General features: G+C 70.8%; 22 protein-coding genes and 1 pseudogene. 10 read left to right on the forward strand and 13 right to left on the reverse strand.

Annotated features, from left to right (window positions below; all coding sequences use genetic code 11):
* Nucleotides 1-102: 102 nt before the first annotated feature.
* Both aceB and aceA read right to left on the reverse strand, forming a co-directional pair.
* Complete coding sequence (aceB, locus tag FDF13_RS02720; RefSeq protein ID WP_368074048.1) at nt 103-1,737, reverse strand: malate synthase A; 1,635 nt, start codon at nt 1,735-1,737, stop codon at nt 103-105.
* Nucleotides 1,738-1,886: 149 nt separating this feature from the next.
* A complete protein-coding gene (gene aceA / locus FDF13_RS02725) occupies nt 1,887-3,167 on the reverse strand; it encodes an isocitrate lyase (protein ID WP_137318349.1) in 1,281 nt (426 codons plus the stop codon).
* Nucleotides 3,168-3,406: 239 nt separating this feature from the next.
* Between aceA and FDF13_RS02730 the strand changes: the two genes are divergently transcribed.
* Nucleotides 3,407-4,948 (forward strand): XRE family transcriptional regulator, encoded by a 1,542-nt coding sequence (locus tag FDF13_RS02730; RefSeq protein WP_137318350.1) that lies wholly within the window; start codon nt 3,407-3,409, stop codon nt 4,946-4,948.
* 143 nt (nt 4,949-5,091) lie between these two features.
* On the opposite strand, the gene FDF13_RS15450 is transcribed toward FDF13_RS02730, so the two are convergent.
* Complete coding sequence (locus FDF13_RS15450) at nt 5,092-5,226, reverse strand: hypothetical protein (RefSeq protein WP_302630564.1); 135 nt, start codon at nt 5,224-5,226, stop codon at nt 5,092-5,094.
* On the opposite strand from FDF13_RS15450, the pseudogene FDF13_RS15530 reads away from it, so the two are divergent.
* The 4 genes and pseudogenes from FDF13_RS15530 to FDF13_RS02750 all read left to right on the forward strand — a co-directional run.
* Nucleotides 5,213-5,470, forward strand: a pseudogene (locus FDF13_RS15530) (SDR family NAD(P)-dependent oxidoreductase); the annotation flags it as partial. The gene FDF13_RS15450 and the pseudogene FDF13_RS15530 sit on opposite strands and share 14 nt — an antisense overlap.
* Before the next feature lie 145 nt (nt 5,471-5,615).
* Complete coding sequence (locus FDF13_RS15100) at nt 5,616-6,158, forward strand: hypothetical protein (protein WP_254668873.1); 543 nt, start codon at nt 5,616-5,618, stop codon at nt 6,156-6,158.
* On the forward strand, nt 6,155-6,454 hold the full coding sequence (locus FDF13_RS02745) for a hypothetical protein (protein ID WP_137318353.1): 300 nt from the start codon (nt 6,155-6,157) through the stop codon (nt 6,452-6,454). Before FDF13_RS15100 ends, FDF13_RS02745 begins: the two co-directional genes overlap by 4 nt.
* Nucleotides 6,455-6,641: 187 nt before the next feature.
* On the forward strand, nt 6,642-7,226 hold the full coding sequence (locus tag FDF13_RS02750; protein WP_137318354.1) for a hypothetical protein: 585 nt from the start codon (nt 6,642-6,644) through the stop codon (nt 7,224-7,226).
* A gap of 222 nt (nt 7,227-7,448) precedes the next feature.
* Here FDF13_RS02750 and FDF13_RS02755 read toward each other — a convergent pair whose 3' ends face one another.
* The 3 genes from FDF13_RS02755 to lhgO form a co-directional block, all read right to left on the reverse strand.
* Nucleotides 7,449-8,093 carry a cysteine hydrolase family protein gene (locus FDF13_RS02755; RefSeq protein WP_368074049.1) on the reverse strand — a complete coding sequence of 215 codons (645 nt, stop codon included), beginning with the start codon at nt 8,091-8,093 and terminating at the stop codon, nt 7,449-7,451.
* Between the two features lie 33 nt (nt 8,094-8,126).
* Nucleotides 8,127-9,599 carry a cytosine permease gene (locus tag FDF13_RS02760; protein WP_137320333.1) on the reverse strand — a complete coding sequence of 491 codons (1,473 nt, stop codon included), beginning with the start codon at nt 9,597-9,599 and terminating at the stop codon, nt 8,127-8,129.
* 110 nt (nt 9,600-9,709) lie between these two features.
* Nucleotides 9,710-10,951 carry an L-2-hydroxyglutarate oxidase gene (gene lhgO / locus FDF13_RS02765; RefSeq protein WP_137318355.1) on the reverse strand — a complete coding sequence of 414 codons (1,242 nt, stop codon included), beginning with the start codon at nt 10,949-10,951 and terminating at the stop codon, nt 9,710-9,712.
* A 119-nt stretch (nt 10,952-11,070) separates the two neighbouring features.
* Between lhgO and FDF13_RS02770 the strand changes: the two genes are divergently transcribed.
* Nucleotides 11,071-12,420: a site-specific DNA-methyltransferase gene (locus FDF13_RS02770; protein ID WP_137318356.1), complete on the forward strand. Its 1,350-nt coding sequence runs from the start codon at nt 11,071-11,073 to the stop codon at nt 12,418-12,420.
* A 165-nt stretch (nt 12,421-12,585) separates the two neighbouring features.
* Here the strand turns inward: FDF13_RS02770 and FDF13_RS02775 are convergent, their stop codons facing one another.
* The 4 genes from FDF13_RS02775 to FDF13_RS02790 form a co-directional block, all read right to left on the reverse strand.
* Complete coding sequence (locus FDF13_RS02775; RefSeq protein ID WP_247618392.1) at nt 12,586-13,887, reverse strand: DUF2079 domain-containing protein; 1,302 nt, start codon at nt 13,885-13,887, stop codon at nt 12,586-12,588.
* Nucleotides 13,888-13,895: 8 nt separating this feature from the next.
* Entirely contained in the window at nt 13,896-14,216 is a 321-nt protein-coding gene (locus FDF13_RS02780) for a hypothetical protein (protein ID WP_137318357.1), read from the reverse strand.
* A 114-nt stretch (nt 14,217-14,330) separates the two neighbouring features.
* Nucleotides 14,331-15,050, reverse strand: a complete 720-nt coding sequence (locus tag FDF13_RS02785) for a TrkA family potassium uptake protein (RefSeq protein ID WP_137318358.1) — start codon at nt 15,048-15,050, stop codon at nt 14,331-14,333.
* Nucleotides 15,051-15,146: 96 nt separating this feature from the next.
* Nucleotides 15,147-16,484 carry a TrkH family potassium uptake protein gene (locus FDF13_RS02790; RefSeq protein ID WP_254668874.1) on the reverse strand — a complete coding sequence of 446 codons (1,338 nt, stop codon included), beginning with the start codon at nt 16,482-16,484 and terminating at the stop codon, nt 15,147-15,149.
* A gap of 286 nt (nt 16,485-16,770) precedes the next feature.
* Between FDF13_RS02790 and FDF13_RS02795 the strand changes: the two genes are divergently transcribed.
* Nucleotides 16,771-18,138 (forward strand): APC family permease, encoded by a 1,368-nt coding sequence (locus FDF13_RS02795; RefSeq protein ID WP_254668953.1) that lies wholly within the window; start codon nt 16,771-16,773, stop codon nt 18,136-18,138.
* A complete protein-coding gene (locus FDF13_RS02800; RefSeq protein ID WP_175406822.1) occupies nt 18,135-18,929 on the forward strand; it encodes a nitroreductase in 795 nt (264 codons plus the stop codon). Before FDF13_RS02795 ends, FDF13_RS02800 begins: the two co-directional genes overlap by 4 nt.
* A gap of 152 nt (nt 18,930-19,081) precedes the next feature.
* Here FDF13_RS02800 and FDF13_RS02805 read toward each other — a convergent pair whose 3' ends face one another.
* Complete coding sequence (locus FDF13_RS02805; RefSeq protein ID WP_137318361.1) at nt 19,082-20,500, reverse strand: MFS transporter; 1,419 nt, start codon at nt 20,498-20,500, stop codon at nt 19,082-19,084.
* Between the two features lie 113 nt (nt 20,501-20,613).
* Nucleotides 20,614-21,894, reverse strand: a complete 1,281-nt coding sequence (locus FDF13_RS02810; protein WP_254668875.1) for a CaiB/BaiF CoA-transferase family protein — start codon at nt 21,892-21,894, stop codon at nt 20,614-20,616.
* Nucleotides 21,895-22,131: 237 nt separating this feature from the next.
* On the opposite strand from FDF13_RS02810, the gene FDF13_RS02815 reads away from it, so the two are divergent.
* Complete coding sequence (locus tag FDF13_RS02815) at nt 22,132-22,536, forward strand: thioesterase family protein (RefSeq protein WP_175406823.1); 405 nt, start codon at nt 22,132-22,134, stop codon at nt 22,534-22,536.
* Nucleotides 22,537-22,701: 165 nt separating this feature from the next.
* Nucleotides 22,702-23,334 carry a bifunctional 2-polyprenyl-6-hydroxyphenol methylase/3-demethylubiquinol 3-O-methyltransferase UbiG gene (locus FDF13_RS02820; RefSeq protein WP_137318364.1) on the forward strand — a complete coding sequence of 211 codons (633 nt, stop codon included), beginning with the start codon at nt 22,702-22,704 and terminating at the stop codon, nt 23,332-23,334.
* 49 nt (nt 23,335-23,383) lie between these two features.
* On the opposite strand, the gene FDF13_RS02825 is transcribed toward FDF13_RS02820, so the two are convergent.
* The gene (locus tag FDF13_RS02825; RefSeq protein ID WP_137318365.1) at nt 23,384-24,811 is read right to left on the reverse strand and encodes an amidase; all 1,428 of its coding nucleotides are present in this window, start codon (nt 24,809-24,811) and stop codon (nt 23,384-23,386) included.
* Nucleotides 24,812-24,872: the final 61 nt, after the last annotated feature.

Here is a 24,872-nt window from a genome sequence, read left to right on the forward strand (position 1 = left end):
GCCACCATCCTTCCACCGGCCCGGGACACGACTGAGGGTGCAAAATCCGGCGATTCCGTTCTCAGGAACCTTCAGAAATTGCACCCTCAGGGGTGGGTGGGATCAGGCGACGAAGGAGAGCTCGCGGGCCCGGCGGTCGACGAGGTACTGCGTGTACGCCGGGGTCGTGAGGAAGTCGGGGAACTCCTCGCGCAGTGCGGTCTGGCGGAAGATCTCCACCGCATCGCAGTAGTGGTCGGCCGGGTGCCGCGGGATCGTCGCGAGCTCCTCGGCGAGGAACCGGTCGACGAGCGAGCGGGTGACGGTGCGCCCGTCCTCGAGCTGCGCGCCGTGCTGCACCCACTGCCAGATCTGGCCGCGGGCGATCTCCGCGGTCGCGGCGTCCTCCATGAGGTTGTTCAGCGCCACCGCCCCGGTGCCGCCGAGCCAGGCGTTGAGGTAGCCGAGGCCCACGCGGATGTTCGCGCGTACACCCGCCTCGGTCGGGGTGCCGTCCATCCCGGACATGTCGATGAGGTCCTCGGCGGACACCGCCACGTCCTCGCGCAGCCGGTCCAGCTGGTGCGGGCGGTCGCCGAGCACCGCGTCGAAGGCCTCCTGCGCCACCGGGATGAGGTCCGGGTGGGCGACCCACGAGCCGTCGAAGCCGTCGCCGGCCTCACGCTGCTTGTCGGCCCGCACCTGCTCGAAGGCGTGCGCGGTGGTCTCCGGCTCGCGGCGGTTGGGGATGAAGGCGCTCATCCCGCCGATCGCGTGCGCCCCACGCTTGTGGCAGGTCTGCACGAGCAGCTCGGTGTAGGCCCGCATGAAGGGCACCGTCATGGTGACCTCGGAGCGGTCCGGCAGCAGGAAGTCGCGGTGGTTCCGGAAGTTCTTGATGAGGGAGAAGATGTAGTCCCAGCGGCCGGCGTTGAGCCCGGCGATGTGCTCGCGCATCTCCCACAGGATCTCCTCCATCTGGAAGGCCGCGGTGATCGTCTCGATGAGCACGGTCGCACGGATGGTGCCCTGCGGGATGCCGAGCCAATCCTGCGCGAACACGAACACGTCGTTCCACAGCTTCGCCTCGCGGGCGGCCTCGAGCTTCGCGATGTAGAAGTACGGTCCGCGGCCGCGGGCGATGAGCTCGGCGGCGTTGTGGAAGAGGTAGAGGCCGAAGTCGACGAGGGAGGCCGAGGCGGCGAACTCCGAGCCGTTGTCGTCGACGAAACGCAGGTGCTTCTCCGGCAGGTGCCAGCCGCGCGGGCGGACGACGATGGTGGGCGGCGTCGGGTTGGTCACACGGTACTGCTTCCCGGTGTCCGCCGCAGTGAACTCGAGCTCCCCGCGCACCGCGCGGGTGAGGTTCCCGATCCCGGTCACGATGTTGTCCCAGGTGGGGGACGTGGCGTCTTCGAGGTCGGCGAGCCAGACGCGGGCGGCGGAGTTGAGGGCGTTGACCGCCATGCGGGCCGACACCGGCCCGGTGATCTCGACTCGGCGGTCCTCGAGACCGGGGGCGCCGCGGTGGCCGGCGACCTGCCAGTCAGCGTCCTCACGGATGCTGCGGGTCTCGGCCTTGAAGGTGGGGAACCGGCCGTGGTCGATGTTCGCCCGGCGCACCTCGCGCGCGGAGAGGATCTCGCGGCGGCGGCCGACGAACTCCTCGTGCAGCGCGGCAACGAAGTCGAGGGCCTCGGCGGTGAGGATCTGCTCGTAACCGGTCGTCATGGGGCCGGTGATGATCATGCGGGACATCGGTGTCATCTCCTGGTGAAGAAGGGGTGCGGTGCCCGGTACCGGCTCAGGTACCGGGCACCGCGTGTCGTGGCCAACCGGGGCCGGGGGCTAAACCCCTGAAAAGCCCTCGGGCCCGGATGGCACGCTATGGGTGAGGCCCCGGTCGCTCAGAACTGGGCGGCCTCGGTCGAGTCGGCGAGCGCGGTGGTCGACGACTCCGGGTTGATCGCGGTCGACACGAGATCGAAGTACCCGGTGCCGGCCTCGCGCTGGTGCTTGGTCGCGGTGTAGCCGCGGTCCTCGGCACCGAACTCGCGCTCCTGCAGCTCGACGTAGGCCTTCATCTGCTCGCGGGCGTAGCCGTGGGCGAGGTCGAACATCGAGTAGTTGAGCGCGTGGAATCCGGCCAGGGTGATGAACTGGAACTTGTAGCCCATCGCCCCGAGCTCGCGCTGGAACTTCGCGATCGTCGAGTCGTCGAGGTGCTTCTTCCAGTTGAACGACGGCGAGCAGTTGTAGCTCAGCAGCTGGTCCGGGTACTCCGACTTGATGGCTTCGGCGAAGCGCTTGGCGACCTCGAGGTCCGGGGTGGAGGTCTCCATCCACAGCAGATCGGAGTACGGGGCGAAGGCCAGACCGCGGTCGATGCAGGGCTCGATGCCGTTGGTGATCTTGTAGTAGCCCTCGGCGGTGCGCTCACCGGTGACGTACTTCTGATCGCGCTCGTCGATGTCGGAGGTCATGAGGGTCGCAGCCTCGGCGTCGGTACGGGCGATGACGAGGGTCGGGACGTTCTCGACGTCGGCGGCCAGACGGGCCGCGCTCAGGGTGCGGATGTGCTGAGCGGTGGGCACGAGGACCTTGCCGCCGAGGTGGCCGCACTTCTTCTCGGAGCCGAGCTGGTCCTCGAAGTGGACGCCCGCCGCGCCGGCGTTGATCATGCCGCGCATGAGCTCGTAGACGTTGAGGACGCCGCCGAAGCCGGCCTCGGCGTCGGCCACGATCGGGGCCAGCCAGTTCTCGATCTGCTTCTGGCCCTCGGACATCTCGATCTGGTCGGCGCGCATGAGGGCGTTGTTGATGCGGCGGACGACGGCCGGCACGGAGTTCGCGGGGTAGATCGACTGGTCCGGGTAGGTCTGCGAGGCGAGGTTGGCGTCGGCGGCGACCTGCCAGCCGGAGAGGTAGATCGCCTTGAGGCCGGCCTTGACCTGCTGCACGGCCTGGTTGCCGGTGAGCGCGCCGAGCGCGTTGACGAAGTCCTCGGTGTGGATGAGGTTCCACAGGGTCTCCGCGCCGTGGCGGGCGAGCGTGTGCTCCTCGATGAGCGAGCCGCGCAGCTTGACGACGTCCTCGGCGCTGTAGTCGCGGGTGATGCCGGCCCAGCGGGGGTTGGTGTCCCAGTCCTGCTGGATGGCTGCGGCGTTGTGCAGATCGTTCTGCGTCATGAAGATCACTCCTGAGTCAAGGGTTTGGCGTTGCTGTGCGGGTCGTGCGGTGGTGCTGGTCAAGCCGCCTCCGTCCCGGTCCGATCGAATCGTTCCGGTTCTTTGGTGGTGTTCACCAGTCTGGGCGGATCTGCGAGGCGTGCACAGAGGTTTCTCGTTAGAAATCTGGCGATATTTCCGCTGTATAGAATTCAGCCGGTTCTGTGGCGGGAAATCGCACAGGATGGGACACTGGAGGCATGGCCACCGGATCCCGCACCCCTGCTCGCACCGCCGCGAGCACCCCCGTCCACGCCTCGGAGCACCCGGCTCAGCGCACCTCGGAGCGGCTCACCGAGCGCCGCACCGCGGACGAGGCACCCGTCACCGATGCGCTGAGCATCGGTCGCAAGGTGCGCCACTTCCGCACGCGGTGCGATCTCACCCTGGGGCAGCTCGGCGAGGCGGTGGGCCGGGCGGCCTCCCAGATCTCCTCGATCGAGAACGGCAAGCGCGAGCCCTCGCTCACCATACTCTCCGCCCTCGCCGAGGCGCTCGGCACCTCGACCGAGGAGCTGCTCGACCCGCACCCGCTCGACGCCCGGCAGGCGCTCGAGCTCGAGGCGGAGCGCGCACAGAATTCCCCGCTCTATTCCTCGCTCGATCTCCCGCAGGTGCGGGTGAAGTCGCTGCCGCAGGACGCGCTCGAGGCGATCGTCGGCCTCCAGCGGCAGCTGAGGCAGGTCGTGCGCAACCGCGCCGCGACCCCGGAGGAGGCCAGGCGGGCCAACAAGCGCCTGCGCGAGACCATGCGTGCGCGCAACAACCACTTCGCCGAGCTCGAGGCGCAGGCCGCCGAGGTGCTCGAAGCGATCGGTTACGAGGACGGCCCGCTGAGCCAGCGGCAGGCCGCGCGGATCGCCGAGCGGCTGGGGTTCTCGCTCCACTACGTATCCGATCTGCCGAAGTCCACCCGCTCGGTCTCCGACACCCGCAACCGGCGCCTCTACCTGTCGAACGAGGACGCCTCCGGCCACGACCCCCGCTCGCACTTGCTCACCGCGCTGGCGGCGCACCTGCTCGGGCACACGCCGCCCTCGGACTACGGCGAGTTCCTGTCCCAGCGCGTCGAGGCGAACTATCTGGCCGCCGCGCTGCTCCTGCCGGAGAAGGCCGCGGTGCCGTTCCTGGCGGAGGCGAAGAAGGACCGCCGGATCTCCATCGAGGAGCTGCGCGATTTCTTCGGAGTGAGCTACGAGACCGCCGCCCACCGGTTCACCAATCTCGCGACCGAGCATTTCGGGCTGCCCGTGCACTTCATGAAGGTCCACATCTCCGGCACCGTGCACAAAGCGTACTCGAACGACGGCCTGCCGTTCCCCACCGATCCGCTCGGCGCGATCGAGGGCCAGTACGCGTGCAAGCGCTTCACCTCGCGCACGGTCTACCGGGTATCCGACCGGTTCAGCCCCTACTTCCAGTACACCGACACCCCCTCCGGCACGTTCTGGTGCACGGCCCGCGTGCTGCCCGGCGCCGGCGACTTCTCGGTGAGCGTCGGCGTGCCGTTCGCGCACGTCAAGTGGTTCGATGGCCGGGAGACGGCCAAGCGCTCCGAGTCGCGCTGCCCGGACCCCACGTGCTGCCGGCGGGCGCCGGAGCAGCTCGAGGACAAGTGGGCCGAGACCTCCTGGCCGGCCGCCCGCACCCACGCCTCGCTGCTCGCCGCGGTGCCGCCCGGCGTGTTCCCCGGCGTCGACACGACCGAGGTGTACCAGTTCCTCGAACGGCACTCAGGGTAGGGATCCATCTCGACGTGGCCGGCCCGGCGCTCGGGGCGGTCGCAGTGCTATCGGCCCGGAGAGCTCGGTCCGGTGATCTCGGTGCACGCTAGGCTGAAGTGGCCTGCCGCCCCGGACGAAGGAGTCCCCGTGCCCACCGATCCTCACCCCGCCCCGGCATCGTCCGCCGCGGACGCCGCGACGACCTCCGCGCTCCCGCTCCTCGAGTTCGCCTCCCGTTCGATCGCCGGTGCCACCGCGATCGTCACCGGAGCGGCGAGCGGGATGGGTCGCGCCACCGCCGCACTGTTCGCACTCGAGGGAGCCCACGTCGTCCTCGCCGATCGCGAGCTCGACCCTCTCGCCGAGGTGATCGACGAGATCGAGGAGCTCGCCCCGAGCGCCCGGGCGCTCGCCGTCCCCTGCGATGTGAGTCGCCCGGAGGACCTCAGCACGCTCGTCGACACCGCGGTCGAGCAGTTCGGCGGGATCGACCTGCTCGTCAACAACGCCGGGGTGTCGCGGCGGAACTCCGTCGCCCAGGAGGACGAGGAGTTCGAGCGGGTGTGGCAGGAGGTCCTCGACATCAACCTCAGCTCTGCAGGGGATCCACGTCGCAGCACCGGTGGTGAAGTCCGCTCTTCTCCCGGTCGATCTTCCACAAGAAAAGGCCTTCATCCTGCGGCGGGTGAGGATCGATTCGACGGATCGATCCGTCGACTTCCCCATCAAGCCCTGGCTGGCGAACGACCAGTCGACGGAGAGCATCCGGTCATGGGTCGACGGCGAAGACGGCCTCGCCCCTCTGCAGCCCACCCTCGTCCTGCATTCGGAGGGAGGGATCCTCCGCGATGCCCGGGTCGATCATGCTCTCGACACCGAGCAGCTCGAACACTTCACTCGAGCAGCGGAGGACGAGGATTCCCCGTGGTGGGTCATCGAGGATCCCAACACGAGAACCGGTCTGCTCGTCTCCCGGGAGCACCATCTCGTCACCGTCGAGACCGACGATGACGGCGCCACGGTGCACATCCATGTCGAACCCCGCCGAGCAAAAGCCGAACGCGACAAGCAGCGGGATCGCTTCGCCCGCCGGTGGGGCCCGTGGCTCGACCCGGACGCAGCACTCGGCCCCGATCAGATCCGGCGTGGCATCGCTCGCGCCGAGGAGATGGTGCTCGAACTCCTTGCCGAGGAGACGACCGACGACAGTGAGGACAGCGACGCATGATGAGCACGAAGATCACGCTCGACCACGGCGACATCGACATCGACCTCCCGGCCGAGGGGCAGCGGCCGCGCGGCTGCGACTGGAACGAGTCGGTCTGCACCGACACCCCGACCCACACGATCGTCGTCCCGGACCATGACGAGGATGCCTCCGGGCCGCACGCCTCCACCTACTGCGCTCGGCATTATGCGGTCTCGCTCGCCGAGCTCCTCACGCTGCACGTGCAGCAGTGCTCCGGCGGCGTGCGCGAACACCTGTCAGCCTACGGCGAGATCAGCGCACCTCGGTGGCTGTGACCGGCGGGCTGCGGACCCGCGGTCCCGAGCCGCCGCCCAGCCCCCACCCGCGCACGATGTGTCGAGGCCGGAACACGAATGGCCGGAAGGCCACTGCCGTCGCAACAGGTGCCACACGCACCGTTCATAGGTTGGGATCAAGAGGTTCGCCGCAGGAGCGGGAACCGCGATCCCCAGGAGAGACACCATGCGACGAGCACTCATCACCAAGTCCGCGACGGTCGTCGCCGGGCTCGCCACTGCCCTCACCCTGTCCGCCTGCAGCTTCGAGTTCTCCGTCGGCCCCGGCAGCGAAGGCAACGACGAGGAGCAGACGGAGGAGACCACCGAGCGCGACCGCAACGGCGACGAGGGGACCGGCGCCGAGGACACGAACGGCGGCGGCTCTCGCGACGACTCGGGCACCGAGGAGCGCGACATCCCCGACCAGGACCCCACCGAGGACACCGGCACCGGTTCCGGCAGCGACTCCGGTTCGGGCAGCGGCAGGTCGTCCGAGGACGAGTACACCTCCGGTTCCGGCGACGGCTCCGACGTCACGATCCCGGGCAGCGAGCTCGCGGTATCGGTCAAGGAGGCCGCGGAGGAGGAGTCCGGCGTCACCGGCATCGACGTCACCTGCCGCGACCTCAACGCCTACGCCGTCGGCGCCTCGACCACCTGCGACATGGAGATGCCGAACGGGGACAAGTACTTCCCGCTCGTCAAGGTCACCTCGATCTCCGGCGGGAACGTCGAGTACAAGCTCGAGTTCCCCGGCGTCCACTTCTGATCCGAGCCGCTTCTGATCCGAGCCGCAGCTCCGCGGCACCGCAACTCCGGAGCACCGTGAACTGTGGGGCGAACGAGTGGGAGCAGGGCCATCAACGGCCCCGCACTCCCCCGTTCGCCCCACAGTCGCGTGCGCGGGCCGCACGGGCAGGCCGTGCCCGAGGTGCCGCGCACCCGGGAACCCACCCGGTCCGAGGCACCCTGCGGCTCGGCGCACGCCGGCTCAGCCGGCGAGCATCTCCCGCACGTCGGCCGCGCTCACGAGCTCGATCTGCGGGGCGTAGAGGCCCATGACATGGAGCGCCGCCCGGCCGTTCTCCGCGCTCGAAGCCGCGCACGCATCGGTGACGATGCTCACCTGCATACCGGCGTCGGCGGCGGCGAGCGCGGTGGAGATCACGCAGCAGTCCGTCGACACCCCGGTGAGCACGAGGTGCGCATCCGCTCCCGCCCGTGCCGCGAGCTCCGCGCCCCATTTGCCGAAGGTCGGCGCGTCGACCGGCGGCCGCGCGGACAGCTCCGCGGCCCCGTCGACGAGGGCGTACAGCGGGTCCGCGGCACTGACATCGGCGAACGGCCACTGCCGGAAGTAGTCGCCCCAGGCCGTCGACCGGTCCGCGGTCGGCAGCCAGCGGGTCACGCTCACCCGGCCCTCGAACAGCGGCGCGATCTCCCGGATCCGCGCGAACGCCTTAGCGAAATCCGGCGATGACCAGTCCGAGCCCGGTTCGGCGAAGATCGCCTGCGGGTCGATGACGACGAGGTGGGGCACCCGGGTGCGGTAGGCCCGGAACGCAGGCTGCCCCTCGGCCCGCCCCTCGACCCCGGCAGCCGCCGGATCCGAGGAGCCCAGCCGGCTCCGCGGCACCCACCGCTCCCGAGGCACCCACCGGCTTCGCCGTCATCCCCGGCCCCCGTCGAGCGGGCCGGGCGCGTTGTCGAGCCCCGCCACGGCGAGCTCGGCTGCCGCTGCCTCCTGCCGGCGGATCGTCCGGCGGCGCAGCAGCAGGGTGACGAGGAACGACAGCACGAGGGCGAGGAGCACCCCGAGGTTCGCGTACGCCCAGGTGCCCTCCTTCCCGCCGAGCGGGCCGAGCAGGTACCCCTGCCAGTTGTTCCAGGCCGCCTCGGCGGCGAACTGGTTGATGACGAGGCCCCAGCCGAGCACGGAGGCCACGGCCATCGTCACCAGGCTCGTCCAGTCGAACGCCCCGTAGACGCCACGGGCGTCGAACAGCGAGGGCTCGTGGTAGTCGGCGCGGCGGGTGAGGATGTCGGCGATGAGGATGCCGGCCCATGCGGCGAGCGGCACGCCGAGCGTGATGAGGAAGCTCTGGAACGGCCCCAGGAAGTCCTGTGCGAAGAACACCACCCAGATCGTGCCGATCGTGAGGATGAGCCCGTCGATGCCGGCCGCGACCGGGCGCGGGATCCGGATCCCCAGGCTGAGCAGGGTGAGGCCGGAGGAGTAGATGCCGAGCACCGCGCCGGACACGAGCGCGAGCAGCGCGGTGATCCAGAACGGGATGAGCGCCCACACCGGCAGCAGGGTGGCGAGCGCGCCCACCGGGTCGACGGCGACGGCGTCCATGAGGGCGGGGTCGGAGCCGGCGAGCAGCAGGCCGACGGTGACGAGGATGACCGGCGCGGCCGAGCCGCCGATCGTGTTCCACACGACGATCGAGGAGTCCGAGGCGGAGCGCCTCTGGTAGCGCGACCAGTCGGCGGCGATGTTGATCCAGCCGAGGCCGAACCCGGTCATCACCATGACGAGCGCCCCGATCATCTGCTGCGGGCTGCCGTGCGGGAGCGCCATCACGGCGGCGAAGTCGATGTGCGGGATGACGAGGACGACGTAGAGGACGGTGATCGCCCCGGTGAGCCAGGTGAGGATCGACTGGAGCCGCATGATCATGTGGTAGCCGAGCACCGAGGCGGTGACGATGACGCCGGCGACGACGAGCGCGGCGATCACCCGCACCCCGGTGCCGCTCGCCCAGCCGAGCGCCTCGAACACCGTGGCGGTGGCGAGGACGGCGGTGATCGCGAGGAAGGTCTCCCAGCCGATCGAGGTCAGCCAGGACACGATGCCCGGCACCTTCTGCCCGTGCACGCCGAAGGCCGCGCGGGAGAGCACCATCGTCGGGGCGCTGCCGCGCTTGCCGGCGATCGCGATGAGCCCGCACAGGAAGAACGAGACGACGACGCCGATCACCGTGACGACGGTCGCCTGGAGGAATGAGATCCCGAAGCCGAGCACCCACGAGCCGTAGCTCATGCCGAACACGGAGACGTTCGCGGCGAACCACGGCCAGAACAGGTCGGAGGGCTTCGCGGTGCGCTGGGCGTCGTCGACGATCTCGATGCCGGTCATCTCGACGAGCGGGGTTCGTTCCACGGCGGTTCCCGTCACTGGGCTGCAGGGTCGAGGCCCATCATCACGCCTTTATCACAGATACGCAATTAAGCGCATCCGGGCTCACCTCACCGCAGCGAGCCGAGCGCCTTGTCGACGATGTGCTCGGCGATCGCCATCGAGCTCGTCGCCCCCGGGGATGGCGCATTGCGCACCTGGGTGAGTCGGCCGCGGGTGGTGATGACGAAGTCGTCGACGAGCGAGCCGTCGGCGTTCATCGCCTGCGCCCGCACGCCGCGCGGACCGGGCTTGACGGTCAGCGGGTCGAGGTCGGGGACGAAGCGCTGCGCCTCGGCGATGAACGCCTTGGGCGACACCGCGGTGCGGGCCTCGCGGGCGGCGGCCTTGACGTTGTCCTTGGCGAACTTCCAGAACCCCTTGTACCCCAGGGTGGAGCCGATGTCGCCGAGGTCGAACCCGCCCTTCGAGTACCCGCGCGTGTACTTCTCCCGCCCCATCGACAGGAAGGCGTTGGGGCCGAGCATGAGCGCGCCGTCGATCCGGCGGGTGAGGTGGACGCCGAGGAACGGGTACGCCGGATCCGGGACCGGATAGATCAGACCCTTGACCACGTCCGCGGCGGGCTGCTCGATGAGGAAGTAGTCGCCGGAGAACGGCACGATCCGCGGCTCCGCCTCGAGGCCCGAGGCGCGTGCCAGGCGGTCCGCCTGCAGGCCGGCGCAGGTGACGACGAGGTCGAAGGAGCCGGCGTCCTGGGTCATCTTCGACTCGACCCCGGGCATCGCGAGCGCGACCCGCACCTCGTTGCCCATGGTGTCGAGCCGGGCGACCTCGGAGTTGTACTCGATGCGCCCGCCGGCGGCGAGCACGTCGTTGCCGAACGCCTCGGTCAGGGCGACAAAATCGACGATCGCGGTGTGCGGGGAGTGGAGGGCGAGGACACCGCGGACGTTCGGCTCGATCTCGCGCATCTCGTGCCGATCGAGGAGCGCGACGTGCGGCACGCCGTTGGCGCGCGCACGCTCGTGGATCTTCTCCAGCCGGTCGACCTCGAGCGTGGTGTGGGCGACGACGAGCTTGCCGCACTCGTCGTAGGGGATGCCGTTGACGGCGGCGTACTGGACGAGCATCTCCACACCCCGCCGGCACAGCTGCGCCTTGAGGCTGCCCGGCTCGTAGTAGAGGCCGGCGTGCACGACGCCGGAGTTGTGGCCGGTCTGGTGGGCGGCGAGGTGGGATTCCTTCTCGAAGACGGTGACGGTGGCCTCGGGTTCGCGGAGGGCGAGCTCGCGGGCGACGGCGGTGCCGATGATGCCTCCGCCGACGACGGCGATGCGTGAGATTGTCATGGTGCTATCTTGGCAGAACCGCCCACCCGCCGACAGGGCTCGGCCGCGTCCGAGGCGCGGGCCGGGATCCGAGACGCCCGCCCGGCCCGGTGGGCGCCGTCGACAGGAGAGGGGCCCGCATGGAGTCGCCGTTGACCCTCGACTGGCCCGGCAAGGCCGCCGCTGCCGCCCTCGCCGCCGAGGATCCCTCCGGCCCCGACGGCACCGGACCGCTCCTCCCCGACGGACCGCTCCTCCCGCTCGACCGGCACCTCGCGATCGAGGGCGAGAACCTCGCCGCCCTTCGAATTCTCCGCCGCTCCCACGCCGCACAGGTCAAGGTCGTCTGCATCGACCCGCCGTACAACACCGGCAACGCCCTGCCCTACCGCGACACCTTCGGGGCGGCCGGGCACCGCGGCTGGCTGTCGATGATGCTCCCCCGCCTGCTGCTCACCCGCGCGCTCCTGCGCGCGGACGGTGTCGTGTTCGTCTCCATCGACGACCGGGAGAACGCGCACCTCCAGCTCCTCGGGCACGAGGTGTTCGGCGAGGAGAACTACCTGGGCTCCTTCATCCAGCAGCGGGCCAAGGGCGGCGGGAACGCGCGGTCGTTCGTGCGCGGCCACGATTTCGTCCTCGTCTGGGCGAAGGACGCCCGGGCAGTGGGTCCGTTCCTCACCGAGAAGCGCCCGCCGGCCCGGTACGAGACGATCGACGGCACGCGGTACCTCGTGGACGACGACTGGCTGCGGGTGAGCTTCGGCAAGTACACCCGCGGTGCAGAGCGCCGGCTCATGTACGAGGACATCGCCGCCGTCCGCGGGGAGGCGAAGAAGGCCGAGGTCGACGCCGGGCTGGCCGCCGGGACCCTGCGGCTGCGCGCATGGGGCGAGCCGGACGAACGGGGTGTGCGCAAGCACGCGGTGCTCCGGCTGACCCCGGCTGACCGCGCGAGCTCGAAGATGTACTCGATCATCAAGGCGCTCAACGAGGGCGGGCGGGCCGATCTCGAGGCGCTCGGGCTCGGCGGGCTGTTCGGCTATCCGAAGCCGCTCGAGCTCATCCGCACGCTCGTGCGCTCGCAGACGATGTTCGACCGCGAGGCGATCGTCCTCGACTTCTTCGCCGGCTCCGGCACCACCGGACAGGCGGTGCTCGAGCTCAACGCCGCCGACGGCGGTTCGCGTCGATTCGTCCTTGTGCAGCAGCCCGAGGCGCTGCGGCCCGTGGCCGGGGCCCGCACCGGCGCCGAGGCGGGGGCCGCCGGGGCACGGTCCGTCGCCGGTGCCGCGGCAGGCACGGGCACGGGCAGGGAGCCCGCCGCTGGGGCAGGCACGGGACCGGGCGGGGAGCCCGGCGAGCCGCTCACCACGATCAGCGCCCTCATGCGCGAGCGTCTGCGCCGGGCGGGGGCGGCACTGCTCGAGCAGTCCCCGGGCCTCGACGTCGATTTCCTCGACATCCGCCTGCCCGATCCGCCCGACTGAGGCGCTGCCCGCCTGCCCGATCCGCCCGACTGAGGCGCTGCCGCGCCGTCCTACTGCGCGGTATCCGATTCCAGCCGCGCAATTGCGCGCTCGGTTCCGGATACCGCGCGGTCGGACCGACCCGACTGCACCTCCGCCCGCCGCCGCCGATCGCCTCCGCCGCAACTACCCGGCGTTCGTCACCACCTGGTAGCCGCCGCTCTCGTGGACGAGGGTCCAGTCGCCGCCGTAGCGCTCCTCGGCCCAGGCCTCGATCGAGCCCTCGTGGTCGTCGGGCCGCAGTGCGATCGCCTCGGGCACGAACTCCTCGGAGCTGCCGTACCAGTAGACGTCGGTGTGCGGGGCGAGGTAGGCGAGCAGCCGGACGTCGGTGACCACGGAGTCGTACTCGACGGCGGCCTCGAGAGCGCCGCTGCCGTCGACGCGGTACCGGTCCGCCTCCCACAGCAGGTGGATGCTCGTCTGGCTCAGCAGCGCGAAGGAGGCGACGGCCGCCACCGCCGGGGCGAGCGTCCGGTGCGGCCGGCCGGCCCCGTCGAGCAGGCTGATGGCGGCGATCGGGATGAGGACGGCGGAGTAGTGGAAGCTCGTGTCCCAGTAGCCCTCGACGTTGCCGAGGAACCGCCAGCCGAGCGTGGGGAGCATGAGGAGGATGAACGGCGAGCGCAGGCCGATCACCCCGGCGGCGAGCGCGAGGAACCCGACAGTGCCGATCTTCGTCGTGAGCCCCGCGGTGAGCGTCTCGGCCAGCGTGACGTTGTCGGAGTAGTCGTAGCCGCCGCTGACGTTGAAGGCGGGGATGAAGATCAGCACCGCGTAGATCGTCCAGGCGATGCCCCAGCCGGCGAGGAACAGCCCGTACTTGAGGTCGGCGCGGCTGCGCAGCCACACGGCGAGGCCGAACACCGCGACCGTGAGCCCGAGGTCCTCCTTGACGAACACGAGCAGCGCGATCGCCACCGCCGCGCCGAGCTTCTGCCCGCGCATCCACCCGACGAGTCCGAATGCCAGCAGCGGGACGGCGAAGGCGATCTCGTGGAACTGCGCGGTGACGGCGTTGAGCAGACCCCATGAGCCGACGTAGGAGGCCGCGAGGAGCCAGGCGCCGCGGGGCGTGAGGCGCTCGACGGCGAGCGACACGACCGGCCACACCGAGGCGGCGAACAGCACGGCCTGCGCGAGCATGAGCGTGAGCCCGGAGGGGAAGAGCCAGAACAGCGGGGTGAGCAGGATGAGGATCGGGTGGAAGTGGTCGCCCCAGAGGTTGAATCCCGGTCCCTTGATGTCGACGACCGGCGCCTCGAGGGCGGCGTACCGGGTGAGGAGCTGGGTGAAGATCCCGAGGTCCCAGGACGGCGAGTAGAAGATCCGCCACATGATGATCGCCAGCGTCGCGTAGAGGACGAGCGCTGCGCACGAGGCGATCGCCGGGGCGTACCGGGTGAGGCCGGGGAGCTTCGGCGGCACGGGCGGTGTCAGTCCTGGAGGTCGACCGCGACGGCCGATGCCCCGGCGACGGCGGCGGTGACGGTGAGCACCGAGGGCCAGGCGCCGATCTTCTTGGCCAGCGGGTGCGAGAGCCCGAAGCCGAGCACGTAGGCGGCGCCGAGGGCCGCGGCCGTGGCCGGGCCGCGCTTGGCCAGCCAGGTCCGGCCGGCGTAGATCCCGGCGGCGGCGAGCACGGCTCCGCCGAGGGGCCGGATGCCGGATTCCCGCGCGGTGACATAGCCTCCGAGGAGGCCGAGCGCGACGATCGGGGCGGTCTGCACGTCGAGTGCGTCCTTGATGTCTGCCATGCTCCGGAGTCTAGCCGCGCGCACCGATCGCTCCTCGATCCGCCCCGGGCGGATCCGTCGTGGTCGCGCGCCCGGGCGGCCGTCGACGATCGGCGGTCGCGAGCAGCCCCGGGCTCAGTCCGAGGTCAGAGTGCTGAAGGATTCGAGTGCCCGCGGATGCCCTGCGACGAGGATCTCGTCCTCCGGGTAGACCACGGTCTCGGGTTCGACGAAGTGCCACCCGCCGCCGCGCTTGACGCCCACCACCGCCACGCCGTGGTGCCGCTCGAGGTGCTGAGGCCCCAGCGGACGGTCGACGATCGACCCCGGCGGGGAGATCCGCACCACGGCGAAGTCCTCGTCGATGGCCGCGAAATCGTGGAGCCGGGAGCTGATGAGGTGCGCGAGGCGACGGCCCATGTCGTTCTCGGGCCGGATGACGTGCTCGACCCCGAGCTGCCCGAGGATCTCGGCGTGCGGCTCGCCGATCGCCTTCGCCCAGATCGCAGGGACCCCGAGCTTGAGGAGGCGGGAGGTGGTGAGGATGCTCGCCTCGATGTCCGAGCCGATCCCCACGACGACCGCTGGCACCTCGGCGATCCCGAGCTGCCGCAGCGCCTGCTCATCGGTGGAATCAGCGGTCGCGACGAAGGCGAGGCGGTCACGGAGGTCGTCGACGACGTCGCGGCGGATGTCGATGCCGATGACCTCCGCGCCGAGTGCGGTGAGCTCGGTGGCCACCGCTGCACCGAATCTGCCGAGGCCGATCACTGCGATCGCCCCGGCGCCGGCGAGCCGGCCCGGGTCGCCGGTGAGGAATGCGGCCGGCTTCGCCAGCCATCTCGATGTGTTCACTGCGTCTCCTCCTGTGCTTCTGCGCTGGTCCGATGTGCCTGCGGCGCGGGGTGGTGCCGGGATCGATCGCGTCCGCGCCGCGCGGAAGACCCGGTCTCAGCCGATGAGCGGCCGCTCCTCGGGCAGTGCGTAGCTCGCGTGCCTGCGTCGCAGCGCGAGGGCCGAGGCGAGGGTCACCGGCCCGATCCGTCCGACCGCCATGAGGACGATGAGGACGACCTGCGAGAAGGCGGGCAGCTCCGCGGTGATGCCGGTCGACAGGCCCACGGTCGCGAATGCGGAGATCGCCTCGAACAGGATCCGATCGAGGCCCCACTGCGGCTCGTCGAGCATGATGAGCATCGTGGCGCCGAGGACGAGAGCGAGCGCGAGGACGATCACCGTCGACGCCTGCCGATGGACCGCGGTGTCGATCCGGCGCCCGAGGAGATTCACCGCGCGACCGCCGGTCACCTCGGACACGGTCATCGCTGCGAGCACGGCGACGGTGGTGACCTTGACGCCGCCTGCGGTCCCGGCCGGTCCGCCGCCGATGAACATGAGGATGTCGAGCCCGAACCAGCTCACCGGGTGCATCTGGGCGATGTCGATGGAATTGAACCCCGCGGTGCGGGCGATGGTCGACTGGAAGAAGGCGGCGAGGATCCGGCCGCCGGTCCCGTGGGCACCCAGGGTGCCGGGATTGCGCCATTCCTGCACCGCGATGAACACCGTCCCCGCCAGCAGGAGCAGAGGGGTGAGGACGACGACGATCCGCGTGGTGAGCGACCAGGAGAGCGGGAAGCGGTAGCGGCGGACGAGCTCGACGAGGACGGGGAACCCCATCCCGCCGATGATCACCGCGAGCGCGAGCGGCAGGATGACGAGGGGGTCGGTCGCGTACCGCACGACGCTGTCCGCGTGGAGGCCGAAACCGGCGTTGTTGAACGCGGAGATCGCGTGGAAGACCCCGAACAGGATGGCCTGCGCCCAGTCCATGTCGTAGCCGAACCGGAAGCGCGGCACCAGGATCGCGGCGGTCACCGCCTCGACCACGAGGGTTAACCCGATGATCCGCACGATCACCGGGCGGATCCCGCCGAATCCGGACGAGCGCGTCTCGTGGGCCACCGCTCTCCGGAACCGCAGACCGGCGCGCCGCGCGACGAGCATGCCGAGCAGCATCGTGAAGACCATGATGCCGAGGCCGCCCACCTGGATGAGGCCGAGGATGACGAGCTGCCCGAACAGTGTGAAGTCCCCGCCCGTGTCGAGGACGACGAGCCCGGTCACGCTGAGCGCCGACGTCGCGGTGAAGAGTGCGGGGAGCACCCCGATCGACCCGTCGTCGACGGTGGCGAAGGGGAGCATGAGGAGTCCGGTGCCGGTGGCGAGCGCGACCGAGAACCCGGCCAGGATCACGGTCACCGGGCGCGGAATGCGTACGCGGGGCACGGCTACACCGTAGCACCGCACGGACCCGGCTCCGGAACCGTTCGGGTCACGATTCGACTGCGGTCGATGTCGTGCGCATCACGGGTCCCGCGATCTCCTATAGTGTGACCATCCTCACCGAGCTGCTGAAGGAGCTGCTATGAGCACTCATCCGCCGACGCCCGATTCCAGCGGGGCCCGATCCACCTCCAGCGCGTCCGTGGACGAGCTCGGCCACGTCGATCGCGGTCACGGCTTCGTCCGGGTCCTCGGCAACGTCGACGCGCTGTTCATCGGCTTCGGCGCGATGATCGGCTTCGGCTGGATCACTCTCACCGGCGGCTGGCTCGAGAGCGCCGGCACCCTCGGCGCGCTCCTCGCGTTCGTCGTCGGCGGCATCATCATGGGCTTCGTCGGCGTCGTCTACTCCGAGCTCGTCGCCGCGATGCCCCACGCCGGCGGTGAGCACAACTACCTCATCCGCGGCATGGGCCCGCGTCTGTCGCTGCTCGGCTCGTGGGCGATCACCGGCGGGTACATCAGCGTGGTGATGTTCGAGGCGGTGGCGTTCCCGCGGACGATCGAATACCTCTTCCCGAACTTCCAGCAGATCCACCTGTGGACGATCGCCGACTTCGACGTGCACCTGACCTGGGCGCTCGCCGGGACGATCGGTTCGCTCATCGTCATGTGGATCAACATCCGGGGGGTCAAGGTCGCCGGTCTCGTCCAGACCTTCGTCGTGAGCTTCCTCGTCATCATGGCGTTCCTCCTGCTCGCAGGCGGAGTCGTCGGCGGCGAGCTGTCGAACACCCAGCCGCTGTTCAACGGCGGGGCGATCGGCTTCGTCGCGGTGCTCGGCGCGGTGCCGTTCCTCTTCGTCGGCTTCGACGTCATCCCGCAGTCGGCGGAGGAGATCAAGGTCCCGCCGAAGCAGATCGGCCGCCTCGTCGTCATGTCGGTGGTCATGGCGGTGGTGTTCTACCTCGTCATCATCTTCTCGACCTCGCTCGCGCTGCCCGCGTCCCAGCTCGCCTCCTTCGACCTCGTCACCGCGGATGCGCTCGCCGACCTCATGGGCCACCCGGTCTGGGGCGACGTCGTCATCGCCGGCGGTCTCGCCGGCATCATCACATCGTGGATCGCCTTCCTCATGGGCGCCTCGCGCCTCATGTGGGCGATGGCGAACTCCGGGATGATCCCGGCCTGGTTCGGCAAGCTCCACCCCAAGTACCGCACCCCGGTCAACGCCCTCCTGTTCATCGGCATCCTGTCGGCCTTCGCCCCGTTCGCCGGCACCGCGATGCTCGGCTGGGTCGTCGACTCCGGCTCGCCGATGATCGTCTTCGCCTACGGCCTCGTCGCGGTCGCGTTCGTCATCCTGCGCAAGAAGGAGCCGGGCATGGATCGCCCGCTGCGCGTGGGCGGCAAGGGCGGCGCCGGCATCGCCATCGGCATCATCGCCGCGGTGCTCTGCGCCATCCTGTTCATCATGTACATCCCGGAGCTCACCCCGATCTCGGTCACCCTCGCATGGCAGTCGTACCTGATGTTCGGGCTGTGGATGCTCGCCGGCATCCTGCTGATGTTCCGCCTGCCCGGGGGCATCAAGCCCGGCCCCGACGCCGAGCACGAGCTCCTCACGCAGATCAACGAGAGGAAGCGCCGGAAGTGACGAGCACCGACTGCTCGACCGGCGGCGGCGCTTCGGCAGCCGCCCCGGCCGACGCCTCCTCCGCCGTGCCCGAGGCGCCCGCTCGCCCGGGCGCGGACGGCCGGGGCGGGTCCTTCCGCACCCTTCTCGCGGAGCGCTACAGCGTCCGCCACTTCACCGGGGAGCCGGTCACCGAGGAGCAGCTCACCGCCGTCCTCGAGACCGCGCAGCGCACCCCGTCGTGGTCGAACACCCAGGCCTGGCAGGTGCACGTGCTCACCGACGAGGTGCTCCGCGAGATCGGCCGGCGCCTGCGCGCCGAGGTGACGGCCCGGACCCAGCAGAAGACGGTCGTGTCCGACCTCGCGCTGCCCGGCCGGTTCACCGAGGAGCAGATGCACCGCAAGCGGGTGACCGGCTACGGGCGCTACGAGTCGCTCGGGATCGACCGGAAGGACATGGTGGGCCGGTTCGAGGCCTCGCTGGCGAACTTCGAGTTCTTCGGAGCGCCGGTCGGTCTCGTCATCACCTCGACCCGGGAGGTCGGCCCCTACGGCTGGGTGGACACCGGCGCCTACACCGGCACGCTCCAGTACGCGGCGTGGGAGGCGGGCCTGGGCGCGTGCGCGCTCGGCTCGATCGGCATGCACGCCGATCTCATCCACCGCTACCTGGGACTCGCCGATGACGTCGACGTCATCGCCGGGATGGCGCTCGGGCACCCAGATCACGCCGCTCCCGGCAACACCTACCGCACCGAACGGGCTCCCCTGTCCGAGGTCGTCCACCGCGTCGAGACCCTCAACGACTGAAATCCGCACGCGCATGGGCCTGCCGCTGCACGACTGTCCCGCGAAAACTGCAAGCGCCCACCCGACCTGAACAGGTTGTGGGGGCGCTTGCAGGAATCGCGGGATCTTCGAGGACCGGACAGTTGACGGAGCCGCCGGCCGCTCGCGGCGCACTACCCGCGGACCGTCCGCGGGACGAGTGCCATCGCGATCACACCGAGGACGGCGACGACGGCGAACAGGTGGAAGCCCCAGGGGTAGGCGATCCCCGCGGCGACGAGCGCTCCCGTGAGGAACGGCCCGACGATCGCCCCGAGCCGCCCCACCCCGGCGGCGAGCCCGAGCGCCGTGCCGCGCACCGCGGCCGGGTACACCGACGACACGTACGCATAGACGAGGACCTGCGCGGAGAATACGAACGCGCCCGTGGCGAAGACCGCGAGGTGGAGCACCACCGGGTTCTCCATCCGCACGCTGAGCAGGGCGAGGAGCACCGCGGCCGCACCGAACCACAGGAGCACCATCGGCCGGGTGCCGTACCGGTCCGCGGTCCGGCCGGCGACCACGAGCCCCACCACCGCGCCGAGGTTGAGGACGAGGAGCATGACGAGCGAGGCGGACAGCCGGTACCCGGCCTCCTCCATGATCGACGGCAGCCAGGTGTTGAGGCCATAGACGAGGAGCAGGCCCATGAAGCTCGCCACCCACACCCCGATCGTCACCCGCGCGAACCCGCCGGAGAACAGGCCCCCGCGCCCGGTTGCAGAAGCCGGATCCGCCGGGTCACCCGCCGAGGCGCTCACCGGGTCACCCGCTGAGGCGCTTGCCGGGCCTCCCGCTGCCGCGGCCGCCGCCGTTCCTGCCGACGGCCCTGCCGCGGATCCACCGGCACCGTGCCCCGGGGCCCCGGCACCGTGCCCCGCGGCCCGGGCACGGCGCGCAGCGAGGAAGGCCGGGGACTCCGGCAGCCGCAGCCAGAGGACGGGCAGGAGGAGGAAGCCGGCGATCCCGCCGCCGAGGAACAGGAGCTGCCAGTCCGCTCCGGCGAGCACGGCGAGCAGCGCCGCGAGCACCGCACCCGTGTGGTAGCCGGTCATCGTCAGGGTCGTCGCCCGCGCCGTGCTCCCGGCACCGGAGTACTCGCCCACGTAGGTGAGCGCGGTCGGAAGGACCGCGCCGAGCCCCATCCCGGCGATCAGCCGGAACACCGCGAACCACAGCACGCTCGGCGCGAAGGGGACGAGCACGGTGAAGATGCTGAAGACGACGACGCAGGCCAGGATCGCCGCCCGGCGCCCCACGTGATCGGCGAGGAAGCCGACGCCGGCGGCTCCGAGGCCCACCCCCACGAGGCTGAGCGTCGCCACCGCGGTCGCCGCTTCAGCCGTGAAGCCGAGGTGCCCGGTGGAGAGCAGGGTGGGGATGACCGCGCCGAGCACGACGAGCTCGAAGCCCTCGAGCATGACGACGACCCAGCACAGGATCGCAGGCCACCACGAGGCGCGACCGGGCACGGCGGCTGTCGCCGACGAGGATGCGGTGGCGGTCGCGGCGGTCCCGGTCGAGGCGGGGCGCGAGGCGGCAGGGGTCATCGGGTCACAGCCCATTCGTTCGGATCCGGCGGTGCAGCGGCTCCGGGTCGGGGTCGCGGACCGAGCCTACCGCCGCGCGCCGGCCACCGCAGTCCGGCCGCCGCAGGCCCCGATCACTCCGTGCCGGAGACCACCCCTGCCGCGGTGAGCCGGTCGATCTCCGCCGCGTCGAAGCCTGCGGCGCGGAGCACCTCGGCGGTGTGGGCACCGGTCCGCGGGGCAGGTGCGGGGTGTTCGAAAGGCGCGCCGTCGGAGTCGCCGCCGGCCCAGGTGGCTCCGCCGGCCGGGGCGAACCGCGGCGCCAGCCCGGGCTGCCGGACGCCGTCGGCGTCGCGGTAGAACACGGCGCGCGCGGAGTTGTGGACGTCCGCCTCGGCCTCGTCGAAGGAGAGGATCGGGAACACGCAGCCGTCGGTGCCGTCGAAGATCTCGACGAGCTCGTCCCGGGTGCGGGCGGCGATCGCCTCGGTGAAGGCGGCACGGATCTGCGGCCAGGTCTCCTGCTTGCGATAGTCGAAGGTGCCGAACTTCCCGGGCATCCGGTCCTCGATGTCCAGGCCGTCGATGACGACCTTGAAGAACTGCGGCTCGATGCAGCCGACGGACACCCACTGCCCGTCCTTCGTCTCGTAGCGGTCGTAGAACGGCGCACCGGAGTCGAGGATGTTCGTACCGCGCCCCTCTCTCCACAGGCCCTGGGCGGCGAATCCGTGCATCATCGCCCACAGGAGGTTGGCGCCGTCGATCATCGCCGCGTCGATGACCGCACCCTGACCGCTGGTCCGCGCGCGCACGAGCGCGGCGAGCATGCCGACGGCGAGCACCATGCCGCCGCCGCCGAAGTCGCCGATGAGGTTGGCGGGGAACTGCGGGCCCTCGCCGGCGCGGCCGAGCTGGTGGAGGACGCCGGCCGAGGCGATGTAGTTCATGTCGTGCCCGGCGACCTGCGCGCGCGGCCCGGTCTGCCCGTAGCCGGTGATGCGGCCGTAGACGAGTGCCGGGTTCTCCGCCATGAGCTCGGCCGGGCCGAGGCCGAGGCGCTCGGCGACCCCCGGCCGGAAGCCCTCGAGGCAGGCGTCGGCCCCGGCGACGAGGCGGCGGACCACCGCGACGCCCTCGGGCTGCTTGAGGTCGACGACGATCGACTTCTTGCCGCGATCGAGCACCGGGCTGTTCGGCACGCCCTGCTCGCTCGGGCGCTGGAGGCGGATGACCTCGGCGCCGAGGTCAGCGAGCACGAGCGCGGCGAAGGGACCGGGACCGATGCCGCCGAGGTCGATGATGCGGAAGCCCTCGAGCGGCTTGAGCGCGGCCGGAGATCCGGACGTCCCGGCGGGGCCGGCGGCGGTGGGTGATCCCTGCGGGGCGGGCGAGGTGTGGTCTGAGCTGGTCACGGTGCGTCCTCCGGGGCTGGTGGCGGCGGTCGGACGAGGGTCGCCCATCCTGTGCGAACCCGGGCGCGCCACGATGCACGACCCGCGTTCAAAACAGTTACCGAATGATTGATTAGCTTAAGATTAGAGGGCCGGTGCCCGGTCCGCAATGATGGTCCGGGAACGCATGTCCACCCCTGCGATCGCACTGCCGATCCCGAACCCGATCCGATACCCGATCCGCCGAGAGGAACCTCCGTGTCCGAAGTCTTCATCCACCGTCCGCAGATCCGCTGGTCCGACCAGGACATCCTCGGGCACGTGAACAACGGCCGGATCGTCACCCTCATCGAGGAGGGGCGGATCAATTGGCTCGTCGGGATGCGCGGGCGCGATTCGATCAGCGCCCCGAAGCTCGCGGTGCGCCTCGAGCTCGACTACCGGAAGCCGGTGATGTACGGCCCCGAGCTCGTCCTCGAGCTGCGGATCGCGCGTGTGGGGAACAGCTCGTTCACCATCCGCACGACCGGCATCCAGGAGGACGAGGTCGTGTTCGAGGCGCTCAACGTCATGGTCACCGTCGACCCGGAGACCAAGCGGCCGCGCCCGATCAGCGAGAAGGACAAGGCCTACCTGCGCACCTACATGGACGACGAGGGCTGATCACCGGCCCCCGGGCAGCGCTGCTCCGCACCCCGGGGGCCGGCACCGGCGCGCCCACGCCCGCCCCCGGGGACCGGCACGCCCACGCGGACGACCCACAGGACCGGAATGTGCATGTGCATGTGACGATGTGTGCGGTCTCGCGCGAGGCGGTATACACGTCCTATGGACACCGATGAACGGATGAACTGGGAAGCCCGGTACGCGCAGGCCCCGGAGACCTCGGTCGAGGGGGCGGAGCCGGATCGCGAGCTCCTCGCCCTCCTCACGGAGATCACCCGGCAGGACGCCCCTTCCGACGCCGGGCCCGCCGTGCGGGGAGCCGCCGCGCGGACGGCGGTGGACCTCGGCTCCGGCACCGGACGCAACACCCGTGCCCTCGTCGAGGCCGGTCTGCGCACCACCGCCGTGGACTTCTCACCGACGGCGATCGCCGCGCTGTGGAAGCGGGCGCTCGCCGAGGGGTGGGATCGCGGACTGCTCGGCATCACCGGCGACCTCATGGAATGGATGGAGTCGACCGCCGAGCACTACGACCTCGTCGTCGGCGCGTACCTCCACGGAGTCGACGGCGCACTCGAGGGAGCGCTCCGTCTGCTGCGCCCCGGCGGCCGGCTGCTGTGGACGACGCACGCGCCGGAGTCGCCGCACGGCCCGCCGCCGCACGTCCCCCGCCCGGACGTCGACGCCGTGCGAGCGGAAGCCGCGCGCGTCCCCGGGATCACCGTGGAGCGCCTCGACCGGACGGGCCGGGGCACGCACACCGTCGACATCGTGCTCCTCGCCCGCCGCGGCTGACCCGCCGCGACCTGCCCGCCCGCCTCACATGAGCGGCCCGGCGCCCGCCTCACATGAGGGGGCTGCGGGGGAACGGGAGGAGCTCCTCGACCGCGGCGGCGATGGTAAACACCGAGTCGTCGGCGAACGGATGGCCGACGATCTGCACGCTCGTCGGCACGCCGGTGGGCCCGATGCCGCTCGGCACCGCCATGACGGGGCACCGGTTGGCGATGTTGAACGGGATCGTCATGTGCGCCTGCCAGTAGAAGTCGAGCGGGCCGGCCGGCCGCTCGAGTGCCTCGAGGTAGGCATTGTCCGCCTCGAGCGCGCCGATCGCCGAGGTCGGGGTGAGGAGCGCATCGAATCCGGCCATCGCGTCCGCGATCTGCGCCTGCACCGTCGTCTCGAGATCGGCGGCCTCGAGGAGGCTGATCCGCTCGGCGAAGTCGCGGGTGTACTCGACGAACCGCTTGGAGTACGGCTCGAGGAGGTCGAGGTCGCCGCCGCACATGCGCGTCATGTTCTGCGCGATGAGGTGACCGTAATGGGCGCTCGAGGCGTCGGTGACGTCGGCGAGCGAGAGCGCGAGGTCGATCTCGACGAGCTCCGCCCCGGCCCCGCGCAGCGCCGCCACCACGGTGTCGAGGCCGGCGGCCACCTCGGGGTCGACGTCGTAGCAGCCGAGGTCCCGGGAGACCGCGATCCGCATCCCGGCCACGCCGGCCGCCCCGGCGAACGCGGTGGGCAGGACGTGTGCGGGCGCGATCGTCGCGTGGTCGCCGGCGTGCGGACCGACGATGATGTTCGTCGCGTAGGCGGTGTCGGCGACGGTGCGGGCGAGGACGTGGTCGCCGCGGTACCAGTCGGTGTTGAGCGGCACCACGCCGGGTGTCCGGCCGTAGGGCGTCTTGAAGCCCGGCAGTCCGCCGAACGCGGCGGGGATCCGGGTCGAGCCGGCGATGTCCGAGGCGGTGGCGAGCGGCCCGTAGCCGGCGGCGACCGCGGCACCGGAGCCGCCCGAGGAGCCGCCGGGGGTGCAGTCCGGGTTGAAGGGGTTGCGGGTGGTGCCCCAGGCCGCGGTCTGCGTGAAGGTCGCGCAGGAGAACTCCGGTGTGGTGGTGCGGGCGAAGGGGACCGCACCCGCCTCCCGCAGCCGCGCGACGATCGGATGGTCCGCCGGCGCGGTCTGCCCGGCGAGCACCCGCGACCCGCGGGTCGCGGAGCAGCCGGCGACGTTGTGCTGCTCCTTGACGAGCAGCGGCACCCCGAGCAGGGCCGGCAGCGGGGTGTCGGCATCTGCGCGGGCGTACACCTCGGCGGCGGCCTGCGCGGCCTGCCGGGCCGGCTCGTCCATGACGTCCATGACCGCGTTGATCTCCCCGTCATGCGCGGCGATCCTGCTGGTCAGATGGGTCAGATACTCCACGGGGGAGAGCTCGCGGGAGCGGAAGGCGGCGATCACGTCGAGGACGCTCATGTGGTGCAGTTCACTCATGGGGCCAGTGTGCCATTCTTCCCCGGCTCCCGCCCGGGCGGTCTCGCACTCCGTACACACG

Origin of the sequence: Brevibacterium sp. CS2 (assembly GCF_005280295.1) — a bacterium.
GTDB lineage: Bacteria > Actinomycetota > Actinomycetes > Actinomycetales > Brevibacteriaceae > Brevibacterium > Brevibacterium pityocampae.